The sequence below is a fragment of the Flavobacterium sp. 38-13 genome (assembly GCF_001899155.1).
Lineage (GTDB): Bacteria > Bacteroidota > Bacteroidia > Flavobacteriales > Flavobacteriaceae > Flavobacterium > Flavobacterium lindanitolerans.
Map to the genome: position 1 here is coordinate 242,430 of NZ_MKVG01000019.1, position 25,210 is coordinate 267,639.

Below are 25,210 nucleotides of genomic sequence, written 5' to 3' on the forward strand. Positions count from 1 at the left end.
CAGATAACTATTGCTCATGAAAGAACAAAACTTAGCTCCTTAGTGCCTTACAACCTCTTTTAGCTAATTCAATAACTTTCAATAACTTTCTCTTTTACTCATAAGAACACAAAACCTTAGTACCTCAGAACCTTAGCACCTCTTTCACAATTTCCCTTCCAAAGCCTCCGCATCAATTGCACTATGTGAAACATCATAAACTGATTTTCCATTCTTAATCAGCAATAATTGAGGAGATTGATGGATAACATGAAAGCGCTGTGCAATTTCATTTGAAATATCACGGTAATTCAAAAGGTCTAAAAAATATAGCGAGGCCTCGTTATCATCTGCTTTATATTCTCTTTCAAAATTCTTTAGCGCCATCCTGCTAATGCTGCAGCGTGTGCTGTGCTTAAAGATTACTACCGGTTTTTCTTCCGACTCTTCTATAATAGAATCCAATTGTTTTAATTCTGTTAAATCATTCCAATTAAAGCCGTTTTGATTCGTATCTTTATTATCCGATTTATCTGATTTATCTGTATTGCCAAAAATTTTATCAAAAAAACTCATATCGTCAGGATTTAAGACTTTTTGTCTTGTTAAATTAATAAAAACACTTCTTTTTAAGCCATTTTGTCAGATTTACCCTATTGGAATATAAATTGAAATGACTTTATCAAATTTAAAAATTTAATCTATGAACTTTAATAATTTTACCATAAAATCTCAGGAAGCCATCCAAAGGGCTCAGCAAATTGCTCAAAACTTTGGACATCAACAGATTGAAAACGAACATATCGTAAAAGGAATCTTTGAAGTAGACGAAAACGTTACTCCGTTCCTGCTTAAAAAACTCAACGTAAATCTGGGACTTTTACAGCAGATTCTGGATAGTACATTACAATCTTTCCCAAAAGTTTCGGGAGGTGATATTATGCTGTCGAGAGAAGCGTCAAGCACATTAAACAATGCGGCAAACATTGCCAAAAAGATGAACGATGAATTTGTATCTATCGAACATCTTCTATTGGCTATTTTCAATTCAAAAAGTAAAATTGCCCAAATTTTAAAAGACCAGGGAGTTACTGAAAAAGGACTAAAAGCGGCTATTGACGAACTTCGTAAAGGCGATAGGGTTACTTCTGCTTCTGCTGAAGAAACTTACAACTCGTTAAATAAATACGCTAAAAACCTAAACGAACTTGCCAGCAGCGGAAAACTCGACCCGGTTATTGGCAGAGATGAAGAAATCCGCAGGGTTTTACAGATTTTGACAAGAAGAACAAAAAACAACCCAATGCTTGTAGGGGAACCCGGTGTTGGTAAAACGGCCATTGCCGAAGGACTTGCCCACAGAATCGTTGATGGTGACGTACCTGAAAATCTAAAAGACAAGATTGTGTACTCTTTAGATATGGGAGCCTTGATTGCCGGTGCCAAATACAAAGGGGAATTTGAAGAACGATTAAAATCGGTTGTAAAGGAAGTAACCTCTGCAGAAGGTGATATTGTCCTTTTTATTGATGAAATCCATACCCTGGTAGGTGCCGGAGGTGGCGAGGGCGCAATGGATGCAGCTAACATATTAAAACCTGCCCTCGCTCGTGGTGAACTAAGAGCTATTGGTGCGACAACCTTGGACGAATACCAAAAATATTTTGAAAAAGATAAGGCACTTGAGAGGCGTTTCCAAAAAGTCATGGTTGATGAACCGGATACGGAAAGTGCTATTTCCATCTTGCGTGGTATCAAAGAAAAATACGAAACGCATCATCAGGTTCGCATCAAAGACGAAGCTATTATTGCGGCTGTTGAATTATCGCAACGATATATCACCAATCGTTTCCTTCCGGACAAGGCTATCGATTTAATGGATGAAGCAGCTTCCAAACTTCGAATGGAAATTAATTCAAAACCTGAAGAACTGGATGTTCTGGATAGGAAAATCATGCAGCTTGAAATCGAAATGGAAGCGATTAAACGTGAAAACGACGAAAACAAGCTGAAAAGTCTGGGTCTCGAATTGGCAAACCTGAAAGAAGAGCGCAATGAGATTTTCGCCAAATGGAAAAGCGAAAAAGATATTGTAGACAACGTTCAGGCTACCAAAACAGAAATTGAGAACTTCAAACTGGAAGCAGAAAGAGCAGAACGTGAAGGCGATTACGGAAAAGTAGCCGAATTGCGTTACGGAAAAATCAAAGAAGCTCAGGAACGATTGGATGCTTTCCAAAAGCAATTGCAGGAAAACGAAGGGCATTCTTTAATCAAAGAAGAAGTAACCCGTGAAGATATTGCCGAAGTCGTGGCCAAATGGACCGGAATTCCTGTAATGAAAATGCTGCAGGGCGAAAGAGAAAAACTGCTCCATCTTGAAGAAGAACTGCATAAAAGAGTGGTAGGTCAGGAAGAAGCTATTGAAGCCGTGAGTGATGCCGTAAGAAGAAGCCGTGCCGGATTACAAGACGTTAAAAAGCCTATCGGTTCCTTCCTGTTTTTGGGAACAACAGGTGTAGGAAAAACAGAATTGGCAAAAGCATTGGCCTCTTACTTGTTTGATGATGAAAATGCCATGACAAGAATCGACATGAGCGAATATCAGGAAAGGCATAGTGTTAGCCGTTTGGTTGGTGCGCCTCCGGGATATGTAGGTTATGATGAGGGCGGACAATTGACAGAAGCTGTTAGAAGAAAACCATATTCTGTTGTATTGCTTGATGAAATTGAGAAGGCACACCCTGATACGTTCAATATTTTGTTGCAAGTATTAGACGAAGGTCGTCTGACTGATAATAAAGGTCGTTTAGCCGATTTCAAGAACACGATTATTATCATGACTTCCAATATGGGAAGCTCTATCATACAAGAGAAATTCGAGAACCTGAAAGGGAATGTTGAAAGCGCGATTGAAGCTGCCAAAGTAGAAGTACTTGCTTTATTGAAACAAACCGTACGCCCTGAATTTATAAACAGGATTGATGACATCGTGATGTTTACACCTCTTAATGAAAACAACATTAAGGAAATTGTGGGACTACAACTAAAATCCATCACTAAGATGCTGGCATTACAAAACATTACTTTAGATGCCACACCGGAAGCGATTGATTACCTTGCTAAAAAAGGCTACGACCCGCAATTTGGTGCACGACCTGTAAAAAGAGTTGTTCAGAAAGAAGTCCTGAATGAACTTTCGAAAGAAATACTTTCAGGAAAAGTCACTACAGACAGTATTATTCTGTTAGACAGCTTTGACGGAAAACTGGTATTTAGAAATCAGACCGAATTGGCAAATTAATAATTGAGATTACTAAAATAAAAAAGCCTAACCAAGTTTTTGGTTAGGCTTTTTTGCAGAAAAGAATTTTCGCTATTAACGTGTGCTTCTCTGCGGATAATATTGCCTTACGGTACGGATTCCATAATGCTTCCTTCTTCCGAAACTTCGTTTTTTTCTGAAAAAGCTAATAATGCAATATCCATTTACAATAAAAGAGCAAATAAAAAGCAATATGAAACCTCCTTTAAGCAATAGGCTGGCCATTTCTGAAGAATTATCAGCAAATCTTCCGGGTAGTGCATAACCCGAAATCAGCAGGCCAACTGTTGAGATGGCAAAGGTTAAACGATTCATATTAAATTAAGTTTATAGTTTGGTGGCAAATTATCAAACAGCAGCTCTCAAATATTCATATTCAAATTCCTCATGGTGGTCATAAGCAATTTCCAGAATATCAATCTCGTTGTAAGCTACTTCCCCGTCAGTGTCCTCTATGACACATATACCCAAAACCTCAAAAGGTCTTTCAATTTGCATATTATTGCTAACAATATATTCCATTGCCAGCTCGTCAAAATTTTTAGGATGTAGTACAAGCATTACACTATCCGTTAGTTCGTTTTCAATGATAAATTCTTTGATGCTCAATAATGTGATTAGATTTTTCATAATGCTTTGATTTGGTTAGGTTAGTAATTATTTTAGGTTGGTATGTTTACAAATTTGGCTTTTTTATATTTACTAACGCCTTCAACAAGTATTAAATTTTACGCAAAAAACCATTAAAATAATGTTAAAAACGTAGCAAAAACCTTAATTTTTATACTATAAAATTTATGTTTATATAATTACCATTTTTAACAATTCTGAAAACAACTTTTGCAGTTAAAAAACAATCAAAAAATGATTCTTAATAATCCCAAATCTTTAAACATCACCATTGCGAAAAATTGATGCCGGTTGTTATTTTCTTTTTTTCTAAAATATTGATTTTTAATAGGCAAGAAAAATAATACAAAAAAAGATGTTAAAATTCATAGCAAAAAAGCAACCTTTTTATTTTACTACATCTTTAAGAAAAAACAATTTAAATTTTTAACTATGAAAAAGTTTGCATTAAAAACAATGGCGTTAGTTTTGTTCGTTTCGACGGCTCTTACTTCTTGCAGTAACGATGACGATTCTAAAAGCAACAACCAAACCACACAAAAAGAATTTACAACAGCAGTTACCGGTCCTACAACTGGAGCTAAGAATCAGGAAATCACTTTAACGGTGACCCACGTTGTTGATAATAATTGTGGTGTGTTCAACAGATTTGTAGAATCTACAAGCGGAAATACAAAAACTGTTGAGGTAGAAGTAAAATACACCGGAACAAACTGCGGAACAACTCCTTCAACCAAAACTCAACCGTACAAGTTTACTGTTAGCCAAAATGGTACTTACGTGTTTAAGTTCAAAAAAAGCGCAACAGAATTTATTACACATAGCGTTGTAATTCAATAATTCCGTTTCAAAAAAAAATTGTAAAACACCGGCCTGCACGCCGGTGTTTTTTATTCTATTTTTGCCATATATCATCTTAAATCAAATCCGTATGAACATTGTTCTACAAAATAAAGAGCTAAAGGCTACCATCAATACAAAAGGGGCTGAATTAATTTCATTAAAGAGAAACGATAAAGAATATATATGGGAAGGAAATCCTAACTTTTGGGACAAGCACTCTCCTATTTTATTTCCTATTGTAGGTACACTAAAAGAGGGGCAATATAACTATGAAAATAAGTCGTATCAATTATCAAGACATGGATTTGCGAGAGATAATGTTTTCTGTGTGGAGGAAACTTTTCAAAATAAAGCCGTTTTTTCCTTTCGTTCTTCTGAAGAAACAGCAAAATACTATCCTTTCGATTTTGAATTAAAAATAATTTACGCTCTGCAAGAGGATTATCTTAACATTAAATATGAAATTATCAATAAAGGCAATACAAAAATGCCTTTCTCTATAGGCGGTCATCCTGCCTTTGCTCTTCCTGATACTTTTGAAAATTATTCGCTCCTTTTTGAAGATGATGAGTCTCTTATCAGCTATTCATTAGAAAACAATTTGCTTTCTGAACGTACCACTGTATTAAAACTATCAGACCATAAACTGCCACTCACCTATTCTCTATTTGAAGAAGATGCCTTGATAATTAAAAAACTGGAATCGAAAAAAATCCAAATACTCGAAAACGGCAAACCTTATGTGGAAATCTCTCTGTACGATTTCCCAAATCTTGGAATCTGGACAAAAAACAATGCACCTTTTATCTGTTTGGAGCCTTGGTATGGCTATTCAGACTCTATAAAAAGTACGGGGAATTTATTTGAAAAAGAAGGAATACTAATTCTTTCTGCAAAAGAAACATTTGAAACCTCTTTCGGAATAAAAATCTAATTTCTTAACCTAAAAAAGCAATTGTGAATAGGCATACACAACATTATCCTTGCTACATTTGCAAAAATTGATTTCATTAAAAATGAAAAAGTATTTATCTCTGCTGTTCCTTGCTTGCGCATTTATTTCCCACGGCCAAACCTACGTAAAATTTAATGGTGCTACGGCTTTGATACTTGTTCCAAACATAGGTGTGGAAACCAGTATCGGAAAAAAAATGACCTTTCAATTTGATGCAACAGCCTCTTTTTGGGAATCTATCGATGGCGCACCCTATAAAGCATTAATCCTAACACCTGAAGTACGCTATCATTTTAATGAAAAAAACAATGGGTTTTATATAGGTGCTAATGTCAGTGGAGGCACATTCAAACTTCAGAAATACGGCTATCAGGACACCAATAATTATCAAAAAGGCTATAATTACTTGCTGGGTATGACATTAGGCTACCAATGGAAACTAAGCGAAAAATGGGCTTTGGATCTTTTTGTTGGTGGGGGGCATCAGGAAGCTTTTTATAAAGGATATTCAATAGAAACCGGTGAACGATATGACACATGGATTCACGATTACAATAAAAGTGGTGAATGGATATTATATCGAGGTGGTTTGATGATTGCATACAAAATCAAATAAAATACTATTTGGAAGATTTTTCTGTTATATTTGATATATAGACTTATATCATGACAGAATTTGAGAAACAATTCCAGGAAATCAAGAGTTTTCTGGATTTTGAAGATTATTCACTGCTAACCAAAAGAATAATCGACCTTACGCTCGACACGGAAGATATTTCCTTTTACCAAAAAACTAACGAGTTATTAGATTGGCTTGACCAGAATGAGAATAACATCGAGCTAAAAAAACAACGTTTCGCACTACTGCTTGAGGAACTTTACCAACAGTTAAAAAACAAACCTGTTCCTGAAAAACAAATTCTTGTCACAGTAGAAAACCTCAAAAAAACATATGGAAATGCAAGTTTTTCGCTTGGTCCAATACGTCTGGAACTCAGTCAGGGCGAAATTTTAGGTCTTGTAGGTGAAAATGGCAACGGAAAAACAACACTTCTCCGACTCCTTTGCGGTGAGTTATTTGCAACTTCCGGAAAACTAGGTTATAATTTTGATTTTAACGATACCTATGATTTAAGAACACAATTGGTCTATATACCGCAAAGGACAGCAACCTGGCATGGTTCTATGTTTGAAAATCTTCAGTTCACAGCCTCAAGTTATGGTTATAAACCTACTGAAAACAAATTAATTGTAGAACTAATCATTGCCAGACTCAACTTAAGAAAATACCGAAATCACAGTTGGAAAAACTTATCATCCGGGTATAAGATGCGTTTTGAACTGGCGAGAATGCTTTTAAGAAAGCCTAAAATATTGCTGATTGACGAACCGCTTGCCAATCTGGATATTCTTGCCCAGCAAACCGTATTGGAAGATTTTAGGGCGATTGCGAAATCTCCTTTCCGCCCGATTGGAATCGTTTTGAGCTCACAGCAGCTGTATGAAGTTGAAAAAACTTCAGACCAGGTAATTTTCTTAAAGAACGGAGAGCAGAAAAATCTTCATTCAAAAGTGACTCCACAAGAAACAGAAAAAACAGAAGAGCAATTTCTTATTATTGAATTTGAAAGTGAATGGTCACAAAACCAGCTTAATGATGCCCTATCAGGCGAACTCATTTCGCTCAAATTTAATGGCGGTACTTACATTGCAACGTTTTCTGAAAAATTAGAGACTTATGGCTTTTTAAGAATCATCACAGAAAAACAGATTCCGCTTCAGTACTTCAGAAATATTTCAAAATCTACCCGAAGATTCTTCGTTTCCTAAAAAACTCATCCTTATGTTTGCCAATATTCAAAAAAAACTTCTGCTTACGCATCCGTTGCTTTGGAACAGTAAAATCGCCTTGTTTTCGGTACTGACGCTGATTTTCCATCTTATCTTTTTCCTCCTGGGATATTCAAAAGGAGAAATTGATTTTACGGATTCGAATGATTTTTATGATTACGGAATCGACAACACCATAATTGTATTTGTCAGCGTATTGATAAGTATACTTATGTTCATCATATGGCTGGTTTACTATTCGCGAAACAACGCTTTTAAATCTTTTTATCCTAAAGGAAAGTTTTCACTTTACAGAGAATGGTTACTGATTTTGTTGTTCTGCATTTTGAATTCCACCTATGCTGCTTCCTTTTTCTATGCTCAGGATCTAAAGGCAAGAAATTATTTTTCGGAAGAGGAAGTGAGCAGACGACTTGAAATTATCAGCCTTTCTTCATTATTTGTTGAAAGCCCTTATCGTGAAAGTAATTTTATTACAGAGTACAAGGACGGTAAATACCTCCAGGTAGAAAGAGATTCATTTCAATACGGTTCCAGAAATTACTCGCTTAAGTCGTTGGTAAATAAAAGAATTCAGGGATTCACTTATTTCAATGATGAAAAAGATTCATTAATGGAATTGAAAGGCAAACGATGGCTTATTGAAAACAAAAAGGACTCTATACAATTGCTATTCAGGGAATTTTTCAAAATTTCCAAAGAACACGGTCTGTCATCAAACATCACTCCTGAAAAATGGTTCGAACTGATTTATGATTATCCCGAATTCACAAAATATATTAACGTTGGAAAAACAAGCAAAGAATACAGTCAAAACTATAGTTATTATGAAGGTGTAAATGTTGACTATGATTATGCAATCGAGCCAGAAGGTGTTGCTCATGATACACTATCAAAGACTATTAAAGTTGTTGGAGATCAAGAATATATTTATTCAAAATATTATGTTCCATTTGACGCATTGACAAAATCTTATGGTAAGATTTCCAGGGCCTATGAAAACCCCGTAGTCAACCTGGAGTTTGTAATGAGTCTTATTTATCTTGCAATAGGTCTATCGCTTTGTGTTTTCTCCTTTAAGATTACATCAGGCAGAAACTGGTTGATTGCTTTTGTAACACTGGGCCTTTTTGGAATTATTAGCGGAATTATTTCTGTAATAATCAGATATAGCATGACTTTCCCCATCATCTATATACTGTTGTTTTTAGGGTTGTTATTCTATTTTGTCATTATCCTGAAAGCAAAAGAAAGCAAAGGAATTACAGGAATCACTATCAATCAGACTTTATGGTTGATGCCGGCTATCATTCCTATAGCTTATGCAGTCCTCATAGATATTCTCAAACGTACCTCAGGGTACTATGAATCCTATTCCTATGGGGCAGATGGAATGAAAAGAGAGCAATTTCCGCGAATAGAATGGTTAGAGGAACATTATGTTTATATGTTTATCCTCAATATAGTATTTATCTTTTTATTTATGCTTCTGTTTTCGATATATATAAAGAAATGGAAAGGCATTGCAGAAGCCTAAAAAAGTGCGAGCTGGAAAACCTGCTCGCACTTTTTTATTTGGGAAATTTAGGAAGTGTCTTAATATAAAGCTGTTCTACCTTGGTTCTGGCCCAGTCTGTCTTTCTTAAAAAAGTAAGGCTTGATTTGATACTGGGGTCAACATTAAAACATTTGATTTTTATCAATTCCCCTAAGGTATCAAATCCATAAAAATCAACCAGTTGTTCCAGCATTTTTTGCAATGTGATTCCGTGAAGCGGATTATTAGCTTGTTTGTTTTCCATCTGACAAAAATACGGATTTCAAAAATTAGTTTAATTTTATAGAAAGCAAAAACGCAATGAAAAATCTTTGTCTCATATTATTATTCTTCCTTATGCAAACCGTTTCAGGCCAAAACCAGGCCACTACTACACTTTATCTGATTCGTCATGCAGAGAAAGCTGATTTTTCAAGCAATCCGGAACTTTCGGACGCAGGAATGAAAAGAGCCAAAAGTTGGGCCGCTTATTTTGAGAAAACACCTATCGACCTGTTTTATACGACTATGTATAAAAGAACACAACAAACCTGTTCTGCCATTGCGGCAACCAAGCAAAAGGATATTATTTTTTATAAACCTGAAGCGATGGACTTAAAAAAGATAATTGCCGAAAACCCGGGAAAGACACTGCTTATAGTTGGACATAGCAATACGATTCCCAACTATATCAACAAACTTTTGGGTACAGCAAAATATGCCGATATACCAGAACCTGAATTTGGTAATTTATACCGTATAACTGTCACTGGCGAAGAGATATGGGATGAACTTATTCATCTATAAAAAGAAAAGACTGCCTCAAAAAGCAGTCTTCCCCATCTAAAAACTAAAAAAGGACATTAAAATTTCATTCCTACACCAAAACCTAACAGTAATGGATTGATTTCAACATCTGCAGGAATGCTTAACCCTGTGGCAAGATTTGATGCATCGACAGTCACATCAGTTTTTAAAAATATCTTTTTAATATCAGCATTGATAAAAAACTTGTCATTTAACATCAGGTCAAAACCTACTTGAAAGGCATAACCAAAAGAATTGTCATATTCAATACCCCTTACTGTATTACCTGCTTTCTCATTATAAAAAACCGTATAATTCACACCGGCACCTACGTAAGGATTAAAAATCTGGTCCGGAAGAAAATGGTACTGCACCGTCAATGTTGGAGGCAAGAGATATACGCTTCCTAAATTCACATCAGCCGAAGTAGGTCCTCCTACTGCAGAAATATCAGAACCTACAGTACTCACATCGTGTTTGGATGTTCCTAAAATCAGTTCGGCAGAAATGTTCTTTGTAAAAAAATAAGTAAAATCAAGTTCCGGAATAAAAGTATTGGAAATCTTTGCGTCACCACCTATAATTCCAATTTTAGCACTTTCGTCAGGAACAACGCCAACACCCCTGACGCGAACCTGCCACTTTTTAAAATCTACCGAATTATTTTCCTGGGCATTTGTTAAACCTGTTCCGAATACTGTTAGCGCCATTACAGCAAAAATTATTTTTTTCATTGTTATCAGTTTTAAATTATAGTCCAAAAGTAGATGGGAAATAAAAAGTAAAGACTGACAAAAATCATAGTCTGAAAAATATTATCTAACAATTTCTTAACCCTAATTGCGGTTTACCTAAATGTTCCTACATTTGCACTCCTATGTTGAAAACAATTAATATATTAAACAAAAGAGCCCGTTTCGATTATGAAATAATCGAAAAATATACGGCTGGAATAGTACTGACCGGAACTGAAATCAAATCTATCCGGTTGGGCAAAGCCAATATAGCCGAAAGTTTTTGCGAATTCAACAACAACGAACTCTTCGCCATCAATATGTATATCGAAGAATATGCATTTGGAAATCAATTTAACCATAAAGCCCGAAGCGAAAGAAAATTGCTATTGAATAAACGGGAACTTAAAACACTTTCCAAAAGTGTACAGACAAAAGGACTAACAATTGTTCCCTTACGACTTTTTACTAACGAAAAAGGATTGGCAAAACTGGATATCGCATTGGCAAGAGGTAAAAAAACCTATGACAAAAGAGAATCTCTTAAAGAACAGGACACCAAAAGAGATTTAGACAGAATAAAAAAGTCGTTTCGTTAGGGAACGATTTTTTTTCTCGAAAAAAATGACTAAATTTGTCAAGACAAAATAAAACATAAGATGAAAACACTTCTAAGAAATGCCAGAGAACTAAAAAATATGAAAGTGAGAGAAGTGTCTCAACAAACCGGTATTGACCAGGCACTTATCAGCAAATTTGAAACAGGAACCCGAAAACCAACACGAGACCAATTACTAAAATTAGCAGCAGTTCTCGAAATCGACCTGGAAACATTAATGGTAGCCTGGCTCAAAGAAAAAATCTTATATGAAATTGGAGATGAAGAGTTTGCTTTAAAAGCAATGAAAGTTGCAGAAGAAGAAATCCGCTATCAGGCGAAAACTGCTAAAAAAGTTTCAGGTTCTCTTCAAAAAATCCTTGCAGAAATAGACACTCTCAAAACAAAGTTAGACAGGTTCCGGGAATTTGACAGTTACAGGATTACACAGGCACTTGAACTCGAATACACTTTTGAGAGCAATAGAATTGAGGGAAACACACTTACTCTCAGAGAAACAGACCTTGTAATTAATGAAGGACTGACAGTTTCCGGAAAAAGCATGCGGGAACATCTTGAGGCTATTAACCATCAGGAGGCCATAGGTTATATCAAACACTTGATGGAAAAAAATTCGCTTTTAAACGAAAGGGAGGTGCTTAGCATACACAATCTAATTTTGAGAGGAATCCATCCTGAAGATGCCGGGCGATATAGAAAAGTACAGGTTATGATAAAAGGAAGTACCTATATGCCTCCACAGCCCTATATGGTTTCCAAACAAATGGAGGATTATTTTATTTGGTATGAAGCCAATAAAAATTCCTTACATCCTGTTATTTTAGCCGGAGAAATGCATGAAAGATTAGTAACCATACATCCTTTTGTTGATGGTAATGGCAGAACTTCACGTTTGGTGATGAACCTGATTCTGCTTTCGCATGGTTATATCATTGCCAATATAAAAGGTGATTATGATACCCGAATGCAGTATTACCAAACTCTTGAAAAAGCACAGACAACCTCTGATAAGGAAGATTTCCTTCTTTTTATAGCCCAGATAGAAAAAGAAAGCCTTGAAAGATATTTGGATATTATCAGTCAATAAAAAAAGCCCTTAAGTGGGCTTTTTTAGTTTTTATTTTCCAGTAAAGGCACAAAACGGAATTCTCCAAATTCATGCTTTTCAAATTGGGTTTCGTTTTTACGTATGAGCATTGTCATAATCTGATGTTCTTCTCCTAAAGGAATAACAAGCCTTCCTCCTACTTTTAATTGAGCCATCAATGGCTTGGGGATAATTGGCGCTCCAGCTGTAACAATAATACTGTCAAACGGAGCATAGTTAGGCAAGCCTTTGTAACCGTCTCCAAAAGACAAATGTTTTGGGCGAATCCCTAGTTTTGGCAACAACAAAGAAGTTGTCTTAAACAGTTCATTTTGTCTTTCAACGCTATATACTTTCGCTCCCATTGTACACAAAACTGCTGTTTGGTAACCCGAACCTGTTCCAATTTCTAAAATTTTGTGGTCTTTCTCAACTTCCAGCAACTGACTCTGAAAAGCAACCGTATATGGCTGTGATATAGTCTGCCCTGCACCTATCGGAAAGGCCTTGTCCTGATACGCATAATCTTCAAAACTTGAATTCAAAAATAGGTGTCTTGGAATTTTCTTAATTGCTTCCAGAACATTTTTATCTGTTATACCCTTTTGTTGCAAGACAGTTACTAATTGATTTCTAAGTCCTTGATGTTTGGCTGTATCTTTCAAAATTTGGAGGTTTATTTGAGGGGTAAAAATAAGAAAAGAAAACTCGATTTTAAAACGTTTCGGCTAATGTTTTATCAGTAGCCTACCATTCAAATGCTTTATTAACCGTTCGTCATTTTTTTGGCTTTTTTATCTGAATACACTCCTACTTTTGACTCATCAATCAAAAAACGTTCGCATAATCACAACCAAAAAACACGAATTATGGAAATGACCACATTAAGAAAAATTGCAATGCTGACAATCGGCATTACTTTCACAACCAATTCTTTTGGGCAGACAAAACCTTCAAAAGCTCCTTCTGTTCCTGCAACAGATGATTATTACGGAATCAAGATTGAAGACAAGTATCGAAATCTTGAAGATTTAAAAAATGAGCAAACGCTTAACTGGATGAAAGGCCAGGCAGATTACACCAATTCAATATTGGGTTCTATTCCGGGAAGACAGCATATTATTGATGAGTTGACTTCAATAAATAAACGAACTACAGAGAGTATTGGAGGTCTAGCAATCCTGGATGATGGTACTTATATTTATCTTAAGTCCACACCAAATGACCAAATAAGCAAATTATATAAGAGAAATGGTCTGAAAGGAAAAGAATCCTTAATCTTTGATCCTGAAACTTATCAAAAGAACGGCAAGGATGTTTATAGTGTCAGTTCTTTTTCAGCTAACAAAAGCGGAAAACTTATAGCTATCAACATTTCAAAAAACGGTGGCGAAATGAGTGAAATGTTTCTCATGGATTTGACTAACAAAAAGATTCTTCCTGAAAAATTTGACAGGTTACGTTTTGGAGGTGCCAACTGGCTGAAAGATGGCAATTCATTTATTTACATCCAATCACCAACAGAAGATGTCCATGACATGAATGCCCAAATGGATATAGTCACAAAAATTCACATTGTAGGGAGCGATGTTTCGCAAGACAAGACTTTGTTTACAAAGGCAATGTATCCAGAATTAAACATAGCTAATGAAGAAATTCCTTTTGTTAGTTATGATATTGATAGTAACCTTTTGTTTTTTATGCCTTATACTGTAGACCAGAATCAAAAAGTATATATAGCGCCGGGTTCTGATCTTAATAAGAAAAAAATAAACTGGAAATTACTTACCGACAGAAAAGATGAAGTAAAAAATTTCATTTTAAGCGATAAAGACATTTATATGTATACCACTTTAAATGCTCCAAAATTTAAAGTAATAAAAACCAGCATTGCCAATCCAAATGTGGCAACAGCTACCTTGGTCATACCTGAAAGCAGCGATTCCAATCTCAACTCGCCCATTGTAACCAAAGACGGTATATTTTATACCAGAACAAAAAATGGTGTGGAAAGTAAGCTTTATTTTACTGACTTTGAAGGAAAAAAACACAGGGAAATTGCGACTCCTAAAAAAGCAGCTACCATATCCGTAACGGCCAGAGCTCCTAAATTCTCTGATGTATGGATAAGTACAACAGGTTGGACAACCAAAGGAGAAAGATACCGATATGATCTAAAAAAGAATACTTTCACAAGAGAGCAACTTTCAACAATTATTGAATATCCTGAATTTAAAGACTTTGAAGTTGAAGAACTAATGGCTAAATCCTATGACGGTGTTGAAGTTCCTTTATCGATTATTTATAAAAAAGGAATGAAAAAAGACAAAAATAACCCTGTATTATTCTATGGTTATGGGGCTTATGGAGCCTCAATAACGCCCTCTTTTAATACTCAATTGCTTCTGTGGGTAGAGCGTGGAGGAATTCTGGCGGTAGCCCATGTTAGAGGTGGTGGCGAATTAGGTGAAAAATGGCATCTTGCCGGCCAAAAAACAACGAAACAGAATACATGGAAAGACGTAATTGCCTGTACAGAATATATGATTAATCAAGGTTATACTAATCCAACCAAAACAGCTATCTATAGCCGAAGCGCAGGAGGAATTTTTGTAGGAAGAGCAATCACCGAAAGACCTGATTTGTATGCGGCTGCCATTCCTGGCGTTGGGATGATGAATACCGTTCGAAGTGAAAACACACCTAATGGGCCTGCAAATGTGGCTGAATTTGGTACGATGAAAATTGAATCGGAAGCGAAAGCTTTGATTGAAATGGATTCTTACCTTCACTTAAAAGATGGAGTAAAATATCCGGCTACGTTGACAACAGCCGGATTCAACGACCCTAGAATCATTGCATGGATGCCTGCCAAGTTTGCTGCCCGTTTGCTGGAAGCCAACACTTCAGATAAACCCACTTTACTAAAAGTGGATTATGAAGCCGGGCATTTTGGAGGAGCTTCGAAAACAAAATCATACGAAGAAATTGCCGATGTACTGAGCTTTGCCTTCTGGCAGGTAGGACACCCGGATTTTCAACCTAAAAACTAATTTAATCCATTACCTTTGGCAGAGATAATCTGCCAAGGGTATAAAAACCTAAGAAAGATGATATCAATACTATTACAAATTGCAAGTGCGGCATTGGAATGCCTGATGTAAACTATGAAACTTTTAAAAAGCGGCAAATATCACTTATTGAATTTTCTGGGCTGGCAGGTCTATACTTTTAGCACCTTAACTTTTAGCAAAATTTCATATGCTAAATTTTCGGATGGCCTGACAACCGCACAACTTAACGCTTTATATTATACACTATGGGAAGGCTTTCTCTGTGGCTTATTAGGATTTGTTTTGTCGTATATAATATTACTATTTATTGAAACGAGGTTTAATCTTTCCCACCTAAGAGGAAAAGACTGGTGGAATCTGTTTTTTGTATTTTCATTGGCACAGGTTATTTACCACTTTGCTTTATGGCCTTTACTTGACATTCCGGTTATGTATTATTTTGGCAGTAGTAATACTCAACATTTAACGCTGTTGATGAAAATAACAAATGTGCCGGGGTTTCTGGCAGAATTTCTGGTTTGGCTTTTTATTGTACTGGCAATAAAAATTTATGAATATATAAATGAAGTAAAATTTAACAAGCTGAAACTGGAGTCTTCTCTGAAAGAATCGCAACTCAATTCGCTAAAAGGGCAAATTAATCCGCATTTTATGTTTAACAGTTTGAATAACATTCGCGGTCTGATCCTTGAAAACCCTTTAAAATCAAGAGAAATGATTACCCGGCTATCCGAAATGCTTCGATATTCGCTAACCAAAAATGACATCAATACGATTGCACTGGAAGAAGAAATTGAAATGGTAGAAAATTTCATTGAAATTTCAAGAATACAGTTGGAAGACCGACTAAGGTATACTCCTAAAATTGACAAAGGCCTTTTAAAAATGGAAATCCCGCCCATGGTTATCCAAATGCTGGTTGAAAATGCCGTAAAACATGGTATATCAAAGCTCAAAGAGGGCGGCGAAATTATTCTGGATATCCATAACAATGATAAAGCCCTGAAAATTGTAGTATCCAATACCGGAGTCTTGAACATTGAAGAAGATTCTACACAGTTAGGTATTAAAAATATTGAAAAGAGACTGCATCTCATTTATGGAGAAAACGCTAATTTTAAGCTACAGGAAATAGACAATCAAGTCGTTGCAGAAATTACAATCCCATTTTAAACTATGAAAAAAATAAAAGCTGTAATAGTTGAAGATTCCCGTCTGGCCCGAAATGAGTTGAAAGAGCTCATTAAGAACCATCCCGAAATTGAAATTATAGGTGAAGCAGAAAATGTAGACTCTGGCTTCCAGCTTATCAACTCTACCCATCCTGATTTGCTTTTTCTCGACATCAATATGCCGGAAAAAGATGGTTTCCAATTGCTTGAAATGCTTGACAGCGTTCCTATTACCATATTCACAACGGCATTTGATGAATATGCTATTAAATCTTTTGAATACAATGCCCTGGATTATCTCTTAAAACCAATTAACCCTAAAAGATTTGCGAAAGCCATTGAAAAAGTAGGTCAAAATATGGTGGAAAAGGAAGAGAGAAACAGTAAAAAACTCACTCTAAACAACCAAATTTTCTTACGGGATGGTGAGAAATGCTGGTTGGTAAAAATTTCAGATATTTATCTGTTTGAAGTTGACGGAAATTATACCAAAATATTTTTCCAGAATGAAAAAGCCATTATCAGTAAATCCTTAAATCAGATTGAAGAAAAATTGCCTGAGGATAATTTTTTCCGTGCCAATCGAAACCAGATTATCAATATGGAATATATTGGCAAAATCGACCCGTGGTTTAGCGGCAACCTGCTTGTTCACCTGCCTAAGGACACCAAAGTGGAAATCTCCAGAAGGCAAACCAACAATTTCAAGGAAAAATTAAGTCTGTAATCTACCCGAAATAACTTCAAATATTTTTGTGTTTGCAAGCACTTAAACTTTAAACAATTAATGTTATTTTTGTGGAAAATACATTTATATGCTAAAAGTTGGAGTATTAGGTGCCGGGCATCTAGGAAAAATTCATTTGCGTTTATTACAACAATCTGAAAAATACGAATTAGTAGGCTTTTACGACCCTAATCAGGAAAATGCCGAAAAAGTAGCCAAAGAATTTGGTTATCAAAAATTCGACACTATCGCAAAACTTATCCATGCTGTTGATGTTGTCGATATTGTAACTCCTACCCTTTCCCATTATAAATGTGCCAAGGTAGCCATCAAATCAGGCAAACATGTTTTTTTGGAAAAACCCATATCAAATACAGTCGAAGAAGCCGAAGAAATCATTGCTTTGGCTAAAGAATACAACATCAAAGGACAGGTTGGCCATGTAGAACGGTTTAATCCGGCTTTCAAAGCTACCAAGGCCATGATTGAAAACCCAATGTTTATTGAAACGCACCGTTTGGCTGAATTCAACCCTCGTGGTACTGATGTTCCGGTTGTTTTAGACCTCATGATTCACGATATTGATGCCATATTGAGTGTTGTAAAATCAAAGGTGAAAAATATAAATGCCAGCGGCGTTTCTGTCATTTCCGATACTCCGGATATTGCCAATGCGCGTATCGAGTTTGAAAACGGATGCGTGGCAAACCTTACTTCAAGCCGAATTTCATTAAAAAATATGCGCAAGTCGCGTTTTTTCCAGAAAGACGCCTACATTTCTGTGGATTTTCTGGAGAAAAAATGTGAAGTCGTAAAAATGAAAGACGCTCCGGAAGTACCCGGCGATTTTGATATGATATTGCAAAATGCGGAAGGTGTTAAAAAACAGATTTACTTTGATAATCCGGACGTAGAGGCGAATAATGCCATTCTTGATGAACTGGAAACTTTTGCAGATGCCATCAATAACAACACCACACCAATCGTAACACTGGAAGATGGTACTGAAGCCCTAAGAGTAGCCTACCAAATCATTGATTGCTTCAAAAAATAATTTCAACACTAAATTCAAACCTTTAATAAATGAAAAACATAGCCGTAATCGGAGCCGGAACCATGGGTAACGGAATCGCTCACACCTTTGCGCAAAGCGGATTTACAGTAAAACTAATTGACATTTCAGAAAAGTCATTAGACAAGGGAATGGCAACAATTGCTGCAAACCTTGACCGTATGGTAGCAAAAGGAACTATTACTGAAGACGATAAACTAAAGACAATCAGCAATATCATTACCTATACTGATATTAAAGATGGTGTTGTTGGTGTAGACCTTGTAGTAGAAGCAGCAACCGAAAACGTAGAATTAAAGCTAAACATCTTCAAGCAACTGAACGATGCCTGCTCTCATAACACCATTTTGGCAACCAACACTTCCTCTATTTCTATCACGCAGATAGGTGCTGTAGTTTCACATCCGGAAAGAGTAATTGGTATGCACTTTATGAATCCGGTGCCAATTATGAAACTGGTTGAAATCATCAGAGGTTACAATACATCTGACGAGGTGACAAAAATCATCATGGACCTGTCTGTAAAATTGGGAAAAGTTCCTGTTGAGGTAAACGATTATCCTGGGTTTGTTGCCAACAGAATCCTGATGCCAATGATTAACGAATCTATCGAAACGTTATACAATGGAGTTGCCGGGGTTTATGAAATCGACACCGTAATGAAACTGGGAATGGCTCACCCAATGGGACCATTGCAATTGGCTGACTTTATTGGCCTTGATGTTTGCCTTGCCATATTGAACGTAATGTATGAAGGCTTTAAAAATCCAAAATATGCACCATGCCCTCTTTTAGTAAATATGGTAAGAGCCGGAAAATTAGGAGTGAAATCCGGAGAAGGTTTCTATGACTATTCAGAATCCAAAAAAGCTGAAAAAGTAGCAAAACAATTTATATAATGTTTTAAAGTTTTAAAGTCTGAAAGTTTAAAGTCTAAAGTAGGAAAGATTCTTATTTTAGACTTTTGGTTTTTGATTTATGATTTTGGATTTTAGATTTTGGATTTATGTTTTTAGAGCAGATTAGTTTTATAAATGAATTTATTTACACATAAACCAAACGATCCACTATCCCTTATCAACTATCCACTACTATAAACTATCCACTTTCAACTATCCACTATATTACACTTATGGCAAAAATAATTCCTTTTAAAGCAGTACGTCCTACACGCGACAAAGTGAGCCTGGTGACTTCGCGCTCCTATGACGAGTATTCGCCTGCAGAACTGGCTTCGCAATTGGATTTTAATCCGTTTTCATTTTTACATGTCCTGAATCCTGCTTATGTAAATCAGCAGAAAATAGGACTTGAAAAAAGATTTAAGCTGGTTGCCCAAAAATATCATGACTTTAAAGAGGAAGATGTGCTAATCAAGGAAGAAAAACCTGTTTTCTTTCTGTATGAGATACAAACCAAAACACAGACTTTTACAGGAATAATTGCAGGAACGAGTATTGAAGATTACCAAAATAATGTCATCAAAAAACACGAAGATACATTACAATACCGCGTAGAACTTTTTAAAGATTATCTTCATAGTACAGGATTTAATACCGAACCGGTTCTGATTACCTATCCTGACGATGCCGAATTGACCAATTGGATACTTGAAAAAAAACAGGCTGATTCACTTTATGAGTTCTCTACTACCAAAAGGGAAAAACACATCCTTTGGAAGATTGAAACTCCTGAAGAAATTTCATGGTTGCAGGAAAAATTCGCCGCTATAGGCAATGTGTATATTGCTGACGGACACCACAGGTCTGCTTCTGCTGAATTGTTATATGAAGAAGACAAAGCTTCCGGAAATGAGAATCTCAACTATTTTATGAGCTTTCTGATTGCTGAGAGCAACGTTAAGATATATGAATACAACAGGATTATCCGCGATTTAAACGGACATTCTAAGGAAGATTTTCTTGCCCTGTTATCCAATGAATTCTGGATTAAAAATAAAGAGCAGGAATTATGGAAGCCAACTAAAAAGTTTGAATTCGGGATGTATCTCGACAATGAGTTTTATTCCCTGATTTTAAAAGACGGGCATAGTTTTTCTTCTGTTTTAGAGAGTCTTGACGCACAGATTTTATATACAAAAGTGCTACATCCAATTCTTGGCATTACCGATTTGAGAAATGATGAACGGATTGATTATATTCCCGGAAAACAATCTATCGTAACGATAAAAGAAGTGATTGATGAAGGTGAATTTGAATTAGGTTTTATGCTTTTTCCAACTGATATTTCTGAAATTAAAGAACTGGCAGACAACAACCTGATTATGCCTCCAAAAAGTACGTATATCGACCCGAAATTTAGAAGCGGATTGGTGGTTTATGAATTATAATCTTTTTAAAATGTCAATAAAAAATAACCTTCTTGAAATAAAAGCCACATTGCCGGACAATGTAATGCTTGTAGCCGTTTCCAAAACAAAACCGGTGTCTGACTTAATGGAAGCCTATGAAGCCGGACAACGTGTTTTTGGCGAAAACAAGATTCAGGAAATGGCCGAAAAGTTTGAGCAGATGCCAAAAGATATCGAATGGCACATGATTGGACATGTCCAAACCAACAAGGTCAAATTTATGGCATCATTTGTGAGTCTGGTTCACGGCGTTGATAGTTTGCGGTTATTGGAAGAAATCAACAAACAGGCCCTAAAAAACAATCGGGTTATTGACTGCCTGTTACAGGTCCATATTGCGGAAGAAGAAACAAAATTCGGACTAAGCGAATCAGAACTTAACGAATTATTGCAATCGGAATCTTTTAGCCAATTAAAAAACATAAAAATCAAGGGGTTGATGGGAATGGCAACATTCACTGACAACCAAAACCAAATCGAAAAAGAATTCAAGCATTTGAAATCTGTTTTTGACCGACTGTCCCAAACTCAAAAAGCCAATAATTGCGAGATGAAAATACTTTCTATGGGAATGTCTGGCGATTATCAGCTGGCAATTGATTGCGGAAGCACAATGGTTCGGATTGGAAGTAGTATCTTTGGAACAAGATAATTAAATAATCCTGCAACAATGTTGCAGACTAACAGAAACGCATAAAAGAATTTGTACGCAATATTAGACATAGAAACAACCGGCGGCCAATATAATGAAGAAGGAATTACGGAAATTGCTATCTATAAATTTGACGGACATGAAGTCGTTGACCAGTTCATCAGTCTTGTCAATCCTGAAAAGGCAATACAGCCCTTTGTAGTAAAATTAACCGGCATTAACAATGCCATGTTAAGCAGCGCTCCTAAGTTTTATGAAATTGCAAAACGCATTATTGAAATTACAGACGATTGTATAATCGTAGCCCATAATGCTCAATTTGATTACAGAATTTTGCGTACAGAATTCACCCGTCTTGGTTATGACTACCAACGCAAGAATCTTTGCACTGTTGAATTATCCAAAAAACTGATTCCTGACCAGGTTTCCTACAGCTTAGGAAAATTAGTTCGTGCATTAGGCATTCCTATGGCCGACAGACATAGAGCTACCGGTGATGCTATGGCAACTGTAAAGCTCTTTAAAATGCTTTTGGCCAAAGACCTTGAAAAAGAAATTGTCAAGAGTTTTGTCAAAACCGAAATTGAAAAAGGACTTACTCCAAAACTTCTCGATATCGTATCAAAATTACCTTCCACCACAGGAATTTATTATATCCATAAAGAAAATGGTGACCTGATTTATATCGGTAAAAGCAGAAATATCAAAAAACGCGTCAATCAGCATTTTACCGGAAGTTCTTCCAAATCTAAAAAAATACAGCTGGAAGTTTTTGACGTGACCTATGAGGAAACCGGAAGCGAACTGATAGCACTTTTAAAAGAGGCAGAAGAAATCAAAATCAACAAGCCAAAATACAATCGTTCGCTAAAGAAAACCATCTTTCCCTGGTCACTTTATCAGGAAAAGGATTTGAATGGTTATATTGCTTTAAGAATCCAAAAAACAGATGCCCGAAAAAAGGAACTGGCTTCATTTTCTAGTCCTGCAGAAGCCCAAAGTGCCTTGTTCAAGATAACGGACAGTTATCAGCTTTGCCAGAAAATAAACGGTTTGGAAACTGTAAAAAGCCACTGTTTTCCATATGAACTCAATCAATGTAATGGTGCCTGTATTCAAAAAGAATCATCAGAAGAATATAACATCCGCGTAGAAAGCTTTTTTGAAAATAATGAGTACCAAAAGCAGAATATGATTATCATTGACAGAGGAAGAAATATCCAGGAAAGAAGTGCCATACTTATTGAAGATGGGATTTTCAAAGGCTATGCTTTCTTTGACCTCAATTATCAGGTAAACAATATCGACATCCTGAAAAATATTATCATCCCGATGAAAAGCAACCGGGATTCTAAAAATATAATTTTGAGCTATCTCAAAAAAAAGAAAGTCCTTAAAACCTTATCTTTTTAAGACTTTTAGTAAATTTGATGTAATCGACAACTACTGATTTGGAAATCACTAAAACAGAAAGGCTACGAAATAAGCTTCATGAAATTATCTATGAAGCCGATACTCCATTTGGTAAACTTTTCGACCTCTTTCTGTTATTGTTGATTATTGTAAGTATTGTTGCAGTAATGCTCGAAAGCGTTGTCACAATACGATTGATATATGGTCAGGAACTGGCAGTAATTGAGTGGATTGTCACTATTTTTTTCACGCTTGAATACATAGGGAGAGTAATTGCAGTCAAAAAACCTTTAAAGTATATTTTCAGCTTTTACGGGATTATTGATTTGCTGGCTACCCTACCTACCTACATTGACCTGCTTTTTCCGGGATTACACTTTCTTGTTTCCTTACGTGCCGTCAGACTGCTTCGAATTTTCCGAATCTTAAAACTCGTACATTTTGTTGGGGCGTCAAATCAGCTGGTACGTGCCTTAAAAAAAAGCCGGTTAAAGATTGCCGTTTTTCTCTTTAGTGTTATCGTACTTTGTATTATTCTTGGAACAATCATGTATATGATTGAAGGCCCCGAAAGCGGCTTTACCAGTATTCCTATGAGTATTTACTGGACTATAGTTACTTTAACTACGGTGGGTTTTGGCGATATTACGCCGATTACACCATTGGGGCAATTTGTTTCTATGATAATTATGATTTTAGGATATGGTATCATTGCCGTACCAACCGGATTGGTCACGGCCGAATTTATGTCAAAAGACAAGACGGTGCATCAAAACACTCAGGTTTGCCCTAATTGCAGTGCAGACCATCATAGAGACGATGCAAAATATTGTTACCATTGCGGACATAGCTTATGAAATACCTGATTACCATTATCGGCCCAACAGCCATTGGCAAAACTGCCTTAAGTATCCAACTTGCCAAAAGTTTTAATTGTGATATTATTTCATGCGATTCACGTCAGTTTTTCAAAGAAATGGCTATTGGTACGGCTGTTCCTTCAAAAGAAGAACTCGATGCTGCTGCGCATCATTTCATCCAGAATAAATCTATTCTTGAAAATTATACGGTAGGCGATTTTGAACGGGAAGCCATCAGTCTGCTGGATAAATTATACGAAACGAACGATTGTGCCGTATTAGTTGGCGGTTCCGGGTTATATGTGGATGCCATACTTAAAGGATTTGATAGTTTTCCGGAAATTGACCCGTCCATACGGAAAGAAATTATATCAAACTATGAAAAATCAGGCATTAGCTATCTACAGCAGGAATTAGAAAAACTGGATAAAACTTATTTTGATACTCTTTCAAAAGAAAATCCCCAAACCTTGCAAAATCCCCAAAGGTTGATGCGTTTTGTGGAAGTATCTGTCGGAACCGGTAAGCCGTATTCTTCCTTCCTGAACCGGAAAAAGAACACCCGAAACTTCACTCCAATTATAATTGGACTGGAAGCGGAACGTGCTGAAATGTACGAACGAATCAATCTGCGGGTGGATCTTATGATGCAAGCCGGATTGTTAAAAGAAGCCGAAAGACTCTATCCAAACAAAAACCTGAATGCATTACAGACTGTTGGCTATCGCGAACTGTTCAGCTATTTTGACGGCGATAGTACTTTGGATTTTGCCGTTGAGGAAATCAAAAAAAATACGCGGCATTTTGCCAAACGCCAGATGACGTGGTTTAAAAGAACAGAAAATGTTAAATGGTTTCATTATAAGACTGAAACAGAAAAAGTAATTGACTATATAAAAAAGTTGCTAACCTGACGCAACCTATATCAGTTCTAACCATCTAATTGGAAAATAAAAACCATGAAAAAATTAATACTTCTACTCGCCACATTTCCTTTTTTATTGGCAACACAATGTGACCCTGATGATTCTCCTTGCGGACGCTTTATAGAGATTCACAAGGACGATTTGATTACTATTGAGAATCGCCAGACTGAATATAGTTTAAATGATGTCCTTTGGTTAACCGCTTCAGTTGATAGAAACCAAGAAACATCAGACTCAAATATTGATTTGTTTGAATTGGACCATAAACTTTACTATGATGTTGTGTTAAAAAAAGAATCTGCTTATATTGAATATAACTATCTTACTTTGAGTACACGGACAACAGTTATTGCTCAAGGTGAATCCGAGAGAAATTTTTTTATTTTGATTAGGGACGGTAATTCATTTAAGAACCGAATTGGGATTAGACTTTTAGAATCCGGAAATTACACTTTAACCATTAACAATATACGCAGTTATAAATCTTATAATGGGAATTGCAACTTTACTACTCTTTCCATTTTGACAGACTTTAACGAAATGGATTCAAGTTCATTTTCATTTGTTGTAAATTAG

26 protein-coding genes are annotated in these 25,210 nt (G+C 36.1%); 20 read left to right on the forward strand and 6 right to left on the reverse strand.

Features of this window, described 5'->3' with window-relative positions:
- Nucleotides 1-144: 144 nt before the first annotated feature.
- Nucleotides 145-555 (reverse strand): bacillithiol system redox-active protein YtxJ, encoded by a 411-nt coding sequence (ytxJ, locus tag BGO88_RS14390; RefSeq protein ID WP_056065918.1) that lies wholly within the window; start codon nucleotides 553-555, stop codon nucleotides 145-147.
- A 127-nt stretch (nucleotides 556-682) separates the two neighbouring features.
- On the opposite strand from ytxJ, the gene clpB reads away from it, so the two are divergent.
- The gene (gene clpB / locus BGO88_RS14395) at nucleotides 683-3,283 is read left to right on the forward strand and encodes an ATP-dependent chaperone ClpB (protein ID WP_286707332.1); all 2,601 of its coding nucleotides are present in this window, start codon (nucleotides 683-685) and stop codon (nucleotides 3,281-3,283) included.
- A gap of 75 nt (nucleotides 3,284-3,358) precedes the next feature.
- Here clpB and BGO88_RS14400 read toward each other — a convergent pair whose 3' ends face one another.
- Both BGO88_RS14400 and BGO88_RS14405 read right to left on the reverse strand, forming a co-directional pair.
- Nucleotides 3,359-3,619 (reverse strand): hypothetical protein, encoded by a 261-nt coding sequence (locus tag BGO88_RS14400; RefSeq protein WP_056065912.1) that lies wholly within the window; start codon nucleotides 3,617-3,619, stop codon nucleotides 3,359-3,361.
- Nucleotides 3,620-3,652: 33 nt separating this feature from the next.
- Nucleotides 3,653-3,934 (reverse strand): hypothetical protein, encoded by a 282-nt coding sequence (locus tag BGO88_RS14405; RefSeq protein WP_286707333.1) that lies wholly within the window; start codon nucleotides 3,932-3,934, stop codon nucleotides 3,653-3,655.
- A 432-nt stretch (nucleotides 3,935-4,366) separates the two neighbouring features.
- Here BGO88_RS14405 and BGO88_RS14410 point away from each other — a divergent pair, with 432 nt between their 5' ends.
- The 5 genes from BGO88_RS14410 (at nucleotide 4,367) to BGO88_RS14430 (ending at nucleotide 9,120) form a co-directional block, all read left to right on the forward strand.
- Nucleotides 4,367-4,774 (forward strand): hypothetical protein, encoded by a 408-nt coding sequence (locus tag BGO88_RS14410; RefSeq protein ID WP_143395023.1) that lies wholly within the window; start codon nucleotides 4,367-4,369, stop codon nucleotides 4,772-4,774.
- Between the two features lie 91 nt (nucleotides 4,775-4,865).
- Nucleotides 4,866-5,711, forward strand: coding sequence for an aldose 1-epimerase family protein (locus BGO88_RS14415; protein ID WP_286707334.1), 846 nt, complete (start codon nucleotides 4,866-4,868; stop codon nucleotides 5,709-5,711).
- Nucleotides 5,712-5,793: 82 nt separating this feature from the next.
- The gene (locus tag BGO88_RS14420) at nucleotides 5,794-6,348 is read left to right on the forward strand and encodes a DUF3575 domain-containing protein (RefSeq protein WP_286707335.1); all 555 of its coding nucleotides are present in this window, start codon (nucleotides 5,794-5,796) and stop codon (nucleotides 6,346-6,348) included.
- A 50-nt stretch (nucleotides 6,349-6,398) separates the two neighbouring features.
- Nucleotides 6,399-7,562 carry an ABC transporter ATP-binding protein gene (locus BGO88_RS14425; protein WP_286707336.1) on the forward strand — a complete coding sequence of 388 codons (1,164 nt, stop codon included), beginning with the start codon at nucleotides 6,399-6,401 and terminating at the stop codon, nucleotides 7,560-7,562.
- Nucleotides 7,563-7,575: 13 nt separating this feature from the next.
- Nucleotides 7,576-9,120, forward strand: coding sequence for a hypothetical protein (locus BGO88_RS14430; RefSeq protein WP_286707337.1), 1,545 nt, complete (start codon nucleotides 7,576-7,578; stop codon nucleotides 9,118-9,120).
- Nucleotides 9,121-9,154: 34 nt separating this feature from the next.
- On the opposite strand, the gene BGO88_RS14435 is transcribed toward BGO88_RS14430, so the two are convergent.
- Nucleotides 9,155-9,385: a VF530 family protein gene (locus BGO88_RS14435; protein ID WP_056065891.1), complete on the reverse strand. Its 231-nt coding sequence runs from the start codon at nucleotides 9,383-9,385 to the stop codon at nucleotides 9,155-9,157.
- Nucleotides 9,386-9,441: 56 nt separating this feature from the next.
- Between BGO88_RS14435 and BGO88_RS14440 the strand changes: the two genes are divergently transcribed.
- The gene (locus BGO88_RS14440; RefSeq protein ID WP_286707338.1) at nucleotides 9,442-9,927 is read left to right on the forward strand and encodes a SixA phosphatase family protein; all 486 of its coding nucleotides are present in this window, start codon (nucleotides 9,442-9,444) and stop codon (nucleotides 9,925-9,927) included.
- A 56-nt stretch (nucleotides 9,928-9,983) separates the two neighbouring features.
- Here BGO88_RS14440 and BGO88_RS14445 read toward each other — a convergent pair whose 3' ends face one another.
- Nucleotides 9,984-10,661 (reverse strand): OmpW/AlkL family protein, encoded by a 678-nt coding sequence (locus tag BGO88_RS14445; RefSeq protein ID WP_286707339.1) that lies wholly within the window; start codon nucleotides 10,659-10,661, stop codon nucleotides 9,984-9,986.
- A gap of 143 nt (nucleotides 10,662-10,804) precedes the next feature.
- On the opposite strand from BGO88_RS14445, the gene smpB reads away from it, so the two are divergent.
- Both smpB and BGO88_RS14455 read left to right on the forward strand, forming a co-directional pair.
- Nucleotides 10,805-11,260: an SsrA-binding protein SmpB gene (gene smpB / locus BGO88_RS14450; protein ID WP_056065886.1), complete on the forward strand. Its 456-nt coding sequence runs from the start codon at nucleotides 10,805-10,807 to the stop codon at nucleotides 11,258-11,260.
- 60 nt (nucleotides 11,261-11,320) lie between these two features.
- Nucleotides 11,321-12,367, forward strand: a complete 1,047-nt coding sequence (locus tag BGO88_RS14455) for a Fic family protein (RefSeq protein ID WP_286707340.1) — start codon at nucleotides 11,321-11,323, stop codon at nucleotides 12,365-12,367.
- Nucleotides 12,368-12,390: 23 nt separating this feature from the next.
- On the opposite strand, the gene BGO88_RS14460 is transcribed toward BGO88_RS14455, so the two are convergent.
- A complete protein-coding gene (locus tag BGO88_RS14460; protein WP_056065880.1) occupies nucleotides 12,391-13,032 on the reverse strand; it encodes a protein-L-isoaspartate(D-aspartate) O-methyltransferase in 642 nt (213 codons plus the stop codon).
- A 204-nt stretch (nucleotides 13,033-13,236) separates the two neighbouring features.
- Here BGO88_RS14460 and BGO88_RS14465 point away from each other — a divergent pair, with 204 nt between their 5' ends.
- The 11 genes from BGO88_RS14465 (at nucleotide 13,237) to BGO88_RS14515 (ending at nucleotide 25,210) form a co-directional block, all read left to right on the forward strand.
- Nucleotides 13,237-15,420, forward strand: coding sequence for a prolyl oligopeptidase family serine peptidase (locus BGO88_RS14465; RefSeq protein ID WP_286707341.1), 2,184 nt, complete (start codon nucleotides 13,237-13,239; stop codon nucleotides 15,418-15,420).
- Nucleotides 15,421-15,534: 114 nt separating this feature from the next.
- Entirely contained in the window at nucleotides 15,535-16,614 is a 1,080-nt protein-coding gene (locus tag BGO88_RS14470; protein WP_286707342.1) for a sensor histidine kinase, read from the forward strand.
- Nucleotides 16,615-16,617: 3 nt separating this feature from the next.
- Nucleotides 16,618-17,340, forward strand: coding sequence for a LytR/AlgR family response regulator transcription factor (locus BGO88_RS14475; RefSeq protein WP_286707343.1), 723 nt, complete (start codon nucleotides 16,618-16,620; stop codon nucleotides 17,338-17,340).
- Nucleotides 17,341-17,428: 88 nt separating this feature from the next.
- Nucleotides 17,429-18,394, forward strand: a complete 966-nt coding sequence (locus tag BGO88_RS14480) for a Gfo/Idh/MocA family protein (RefSeq protein WP_056065871.1) — start codon at nucleotides 17,429-17,431, stop codon at nucleotides 18,392-18,394.
- A gap of 29 nt (nucleotides 18,395-18,423) precedes the next feature.
- Nucleotides 18,424-19,311, forward strand: coding sequence for a 3-hydroxybutyryl-CoA dehydrogenase (locus BGO88_RS14485; protein WP_056065870.1), 888 nt, complete (start codon nucleotides 18,424-18,426; stop codon nucleotides 19,309-19,311).
- 233 nt (nucleotides 19,312-19,544) lie between these two features.
- Nucleotides 19,545-20,762 (forward strand): DUF1015 domain-containing protein, encoded by a 1,218-nt coding sequence (locus BGO88_RS14490; RefSeq protein ID WP_101472266.1) that lies wholly within the window; start codon nucleotides 19,545-19,547, stop codon nucleotides 20,760-20,762.
- Nucleotides 20,763-20,772: 10 nt separating this feature from the next.
- The gene (locus BGO88_RS14495) at nucleotides 20,773-21,435 is read left to right on the forward strand and encodes a YggS family pyridoxal phosphate-dependent enzyme (protein ID WP_286707344.1); all 663 of its coding nucleotides are present in this window, start codon (nucleotides 20,773-20,775) and stop codon (nucleotides 21,433-21,435) included.
- Nucleotides 21,436-21,486: 51 nt separating this feature from the next.
- Entirely contained in the window at nucleotides 21,487-22,848 is a 1,362-nt protein-coding gene (locus BGO88_RS14500) for an exonuclease domain-containing protein (RefSeq protein WP_229563566.1), read from the forward strand.
- A 38-nt stretch (nucleotides 22,849-22,886) separates the two neighbouring features.
- Nucleotides 22,887-23,705 (forward strand): ion transporter, encoded by an 819-nt coding sequence (locus BGO88_RS14505; protein WP_101472267.1) that lies wholly within the window; start codon nucleotides 22,887-22,889, stop codon nucleotides 23,703-23,705.
- Nucleotides 23,702-24,622: a tRNA (adenosine(37)-N6)-dimethylallyltransferase MiaA gene (gene miaA / locus BGO88_RS14510; RefSeq protein ID WP_286707345.1), complete on the forward strand. Its 921-nt coding sequence runs from the start codon at nucleotides 23,702-23,704 to the stop codon at nucleotides 24,620-24,622. Before BGO88_RS14505 ends, miaA begins: the two co-directional genes overlap by 4 nt.
- Before the next feature lie 45 nt (nucleotides 24,623-24,667).
- Nucleotides 24,668-25,210 (forward strand): hypothetical protein, encoded by a 543-nt coding sequence (locus tag BGO88_RS14515; RefSeq protein ID WP_286707346.1) that lies wholly within the window; start codon nucleotides 24,668-24,670, stop codon nucleotides 25,208-25,210.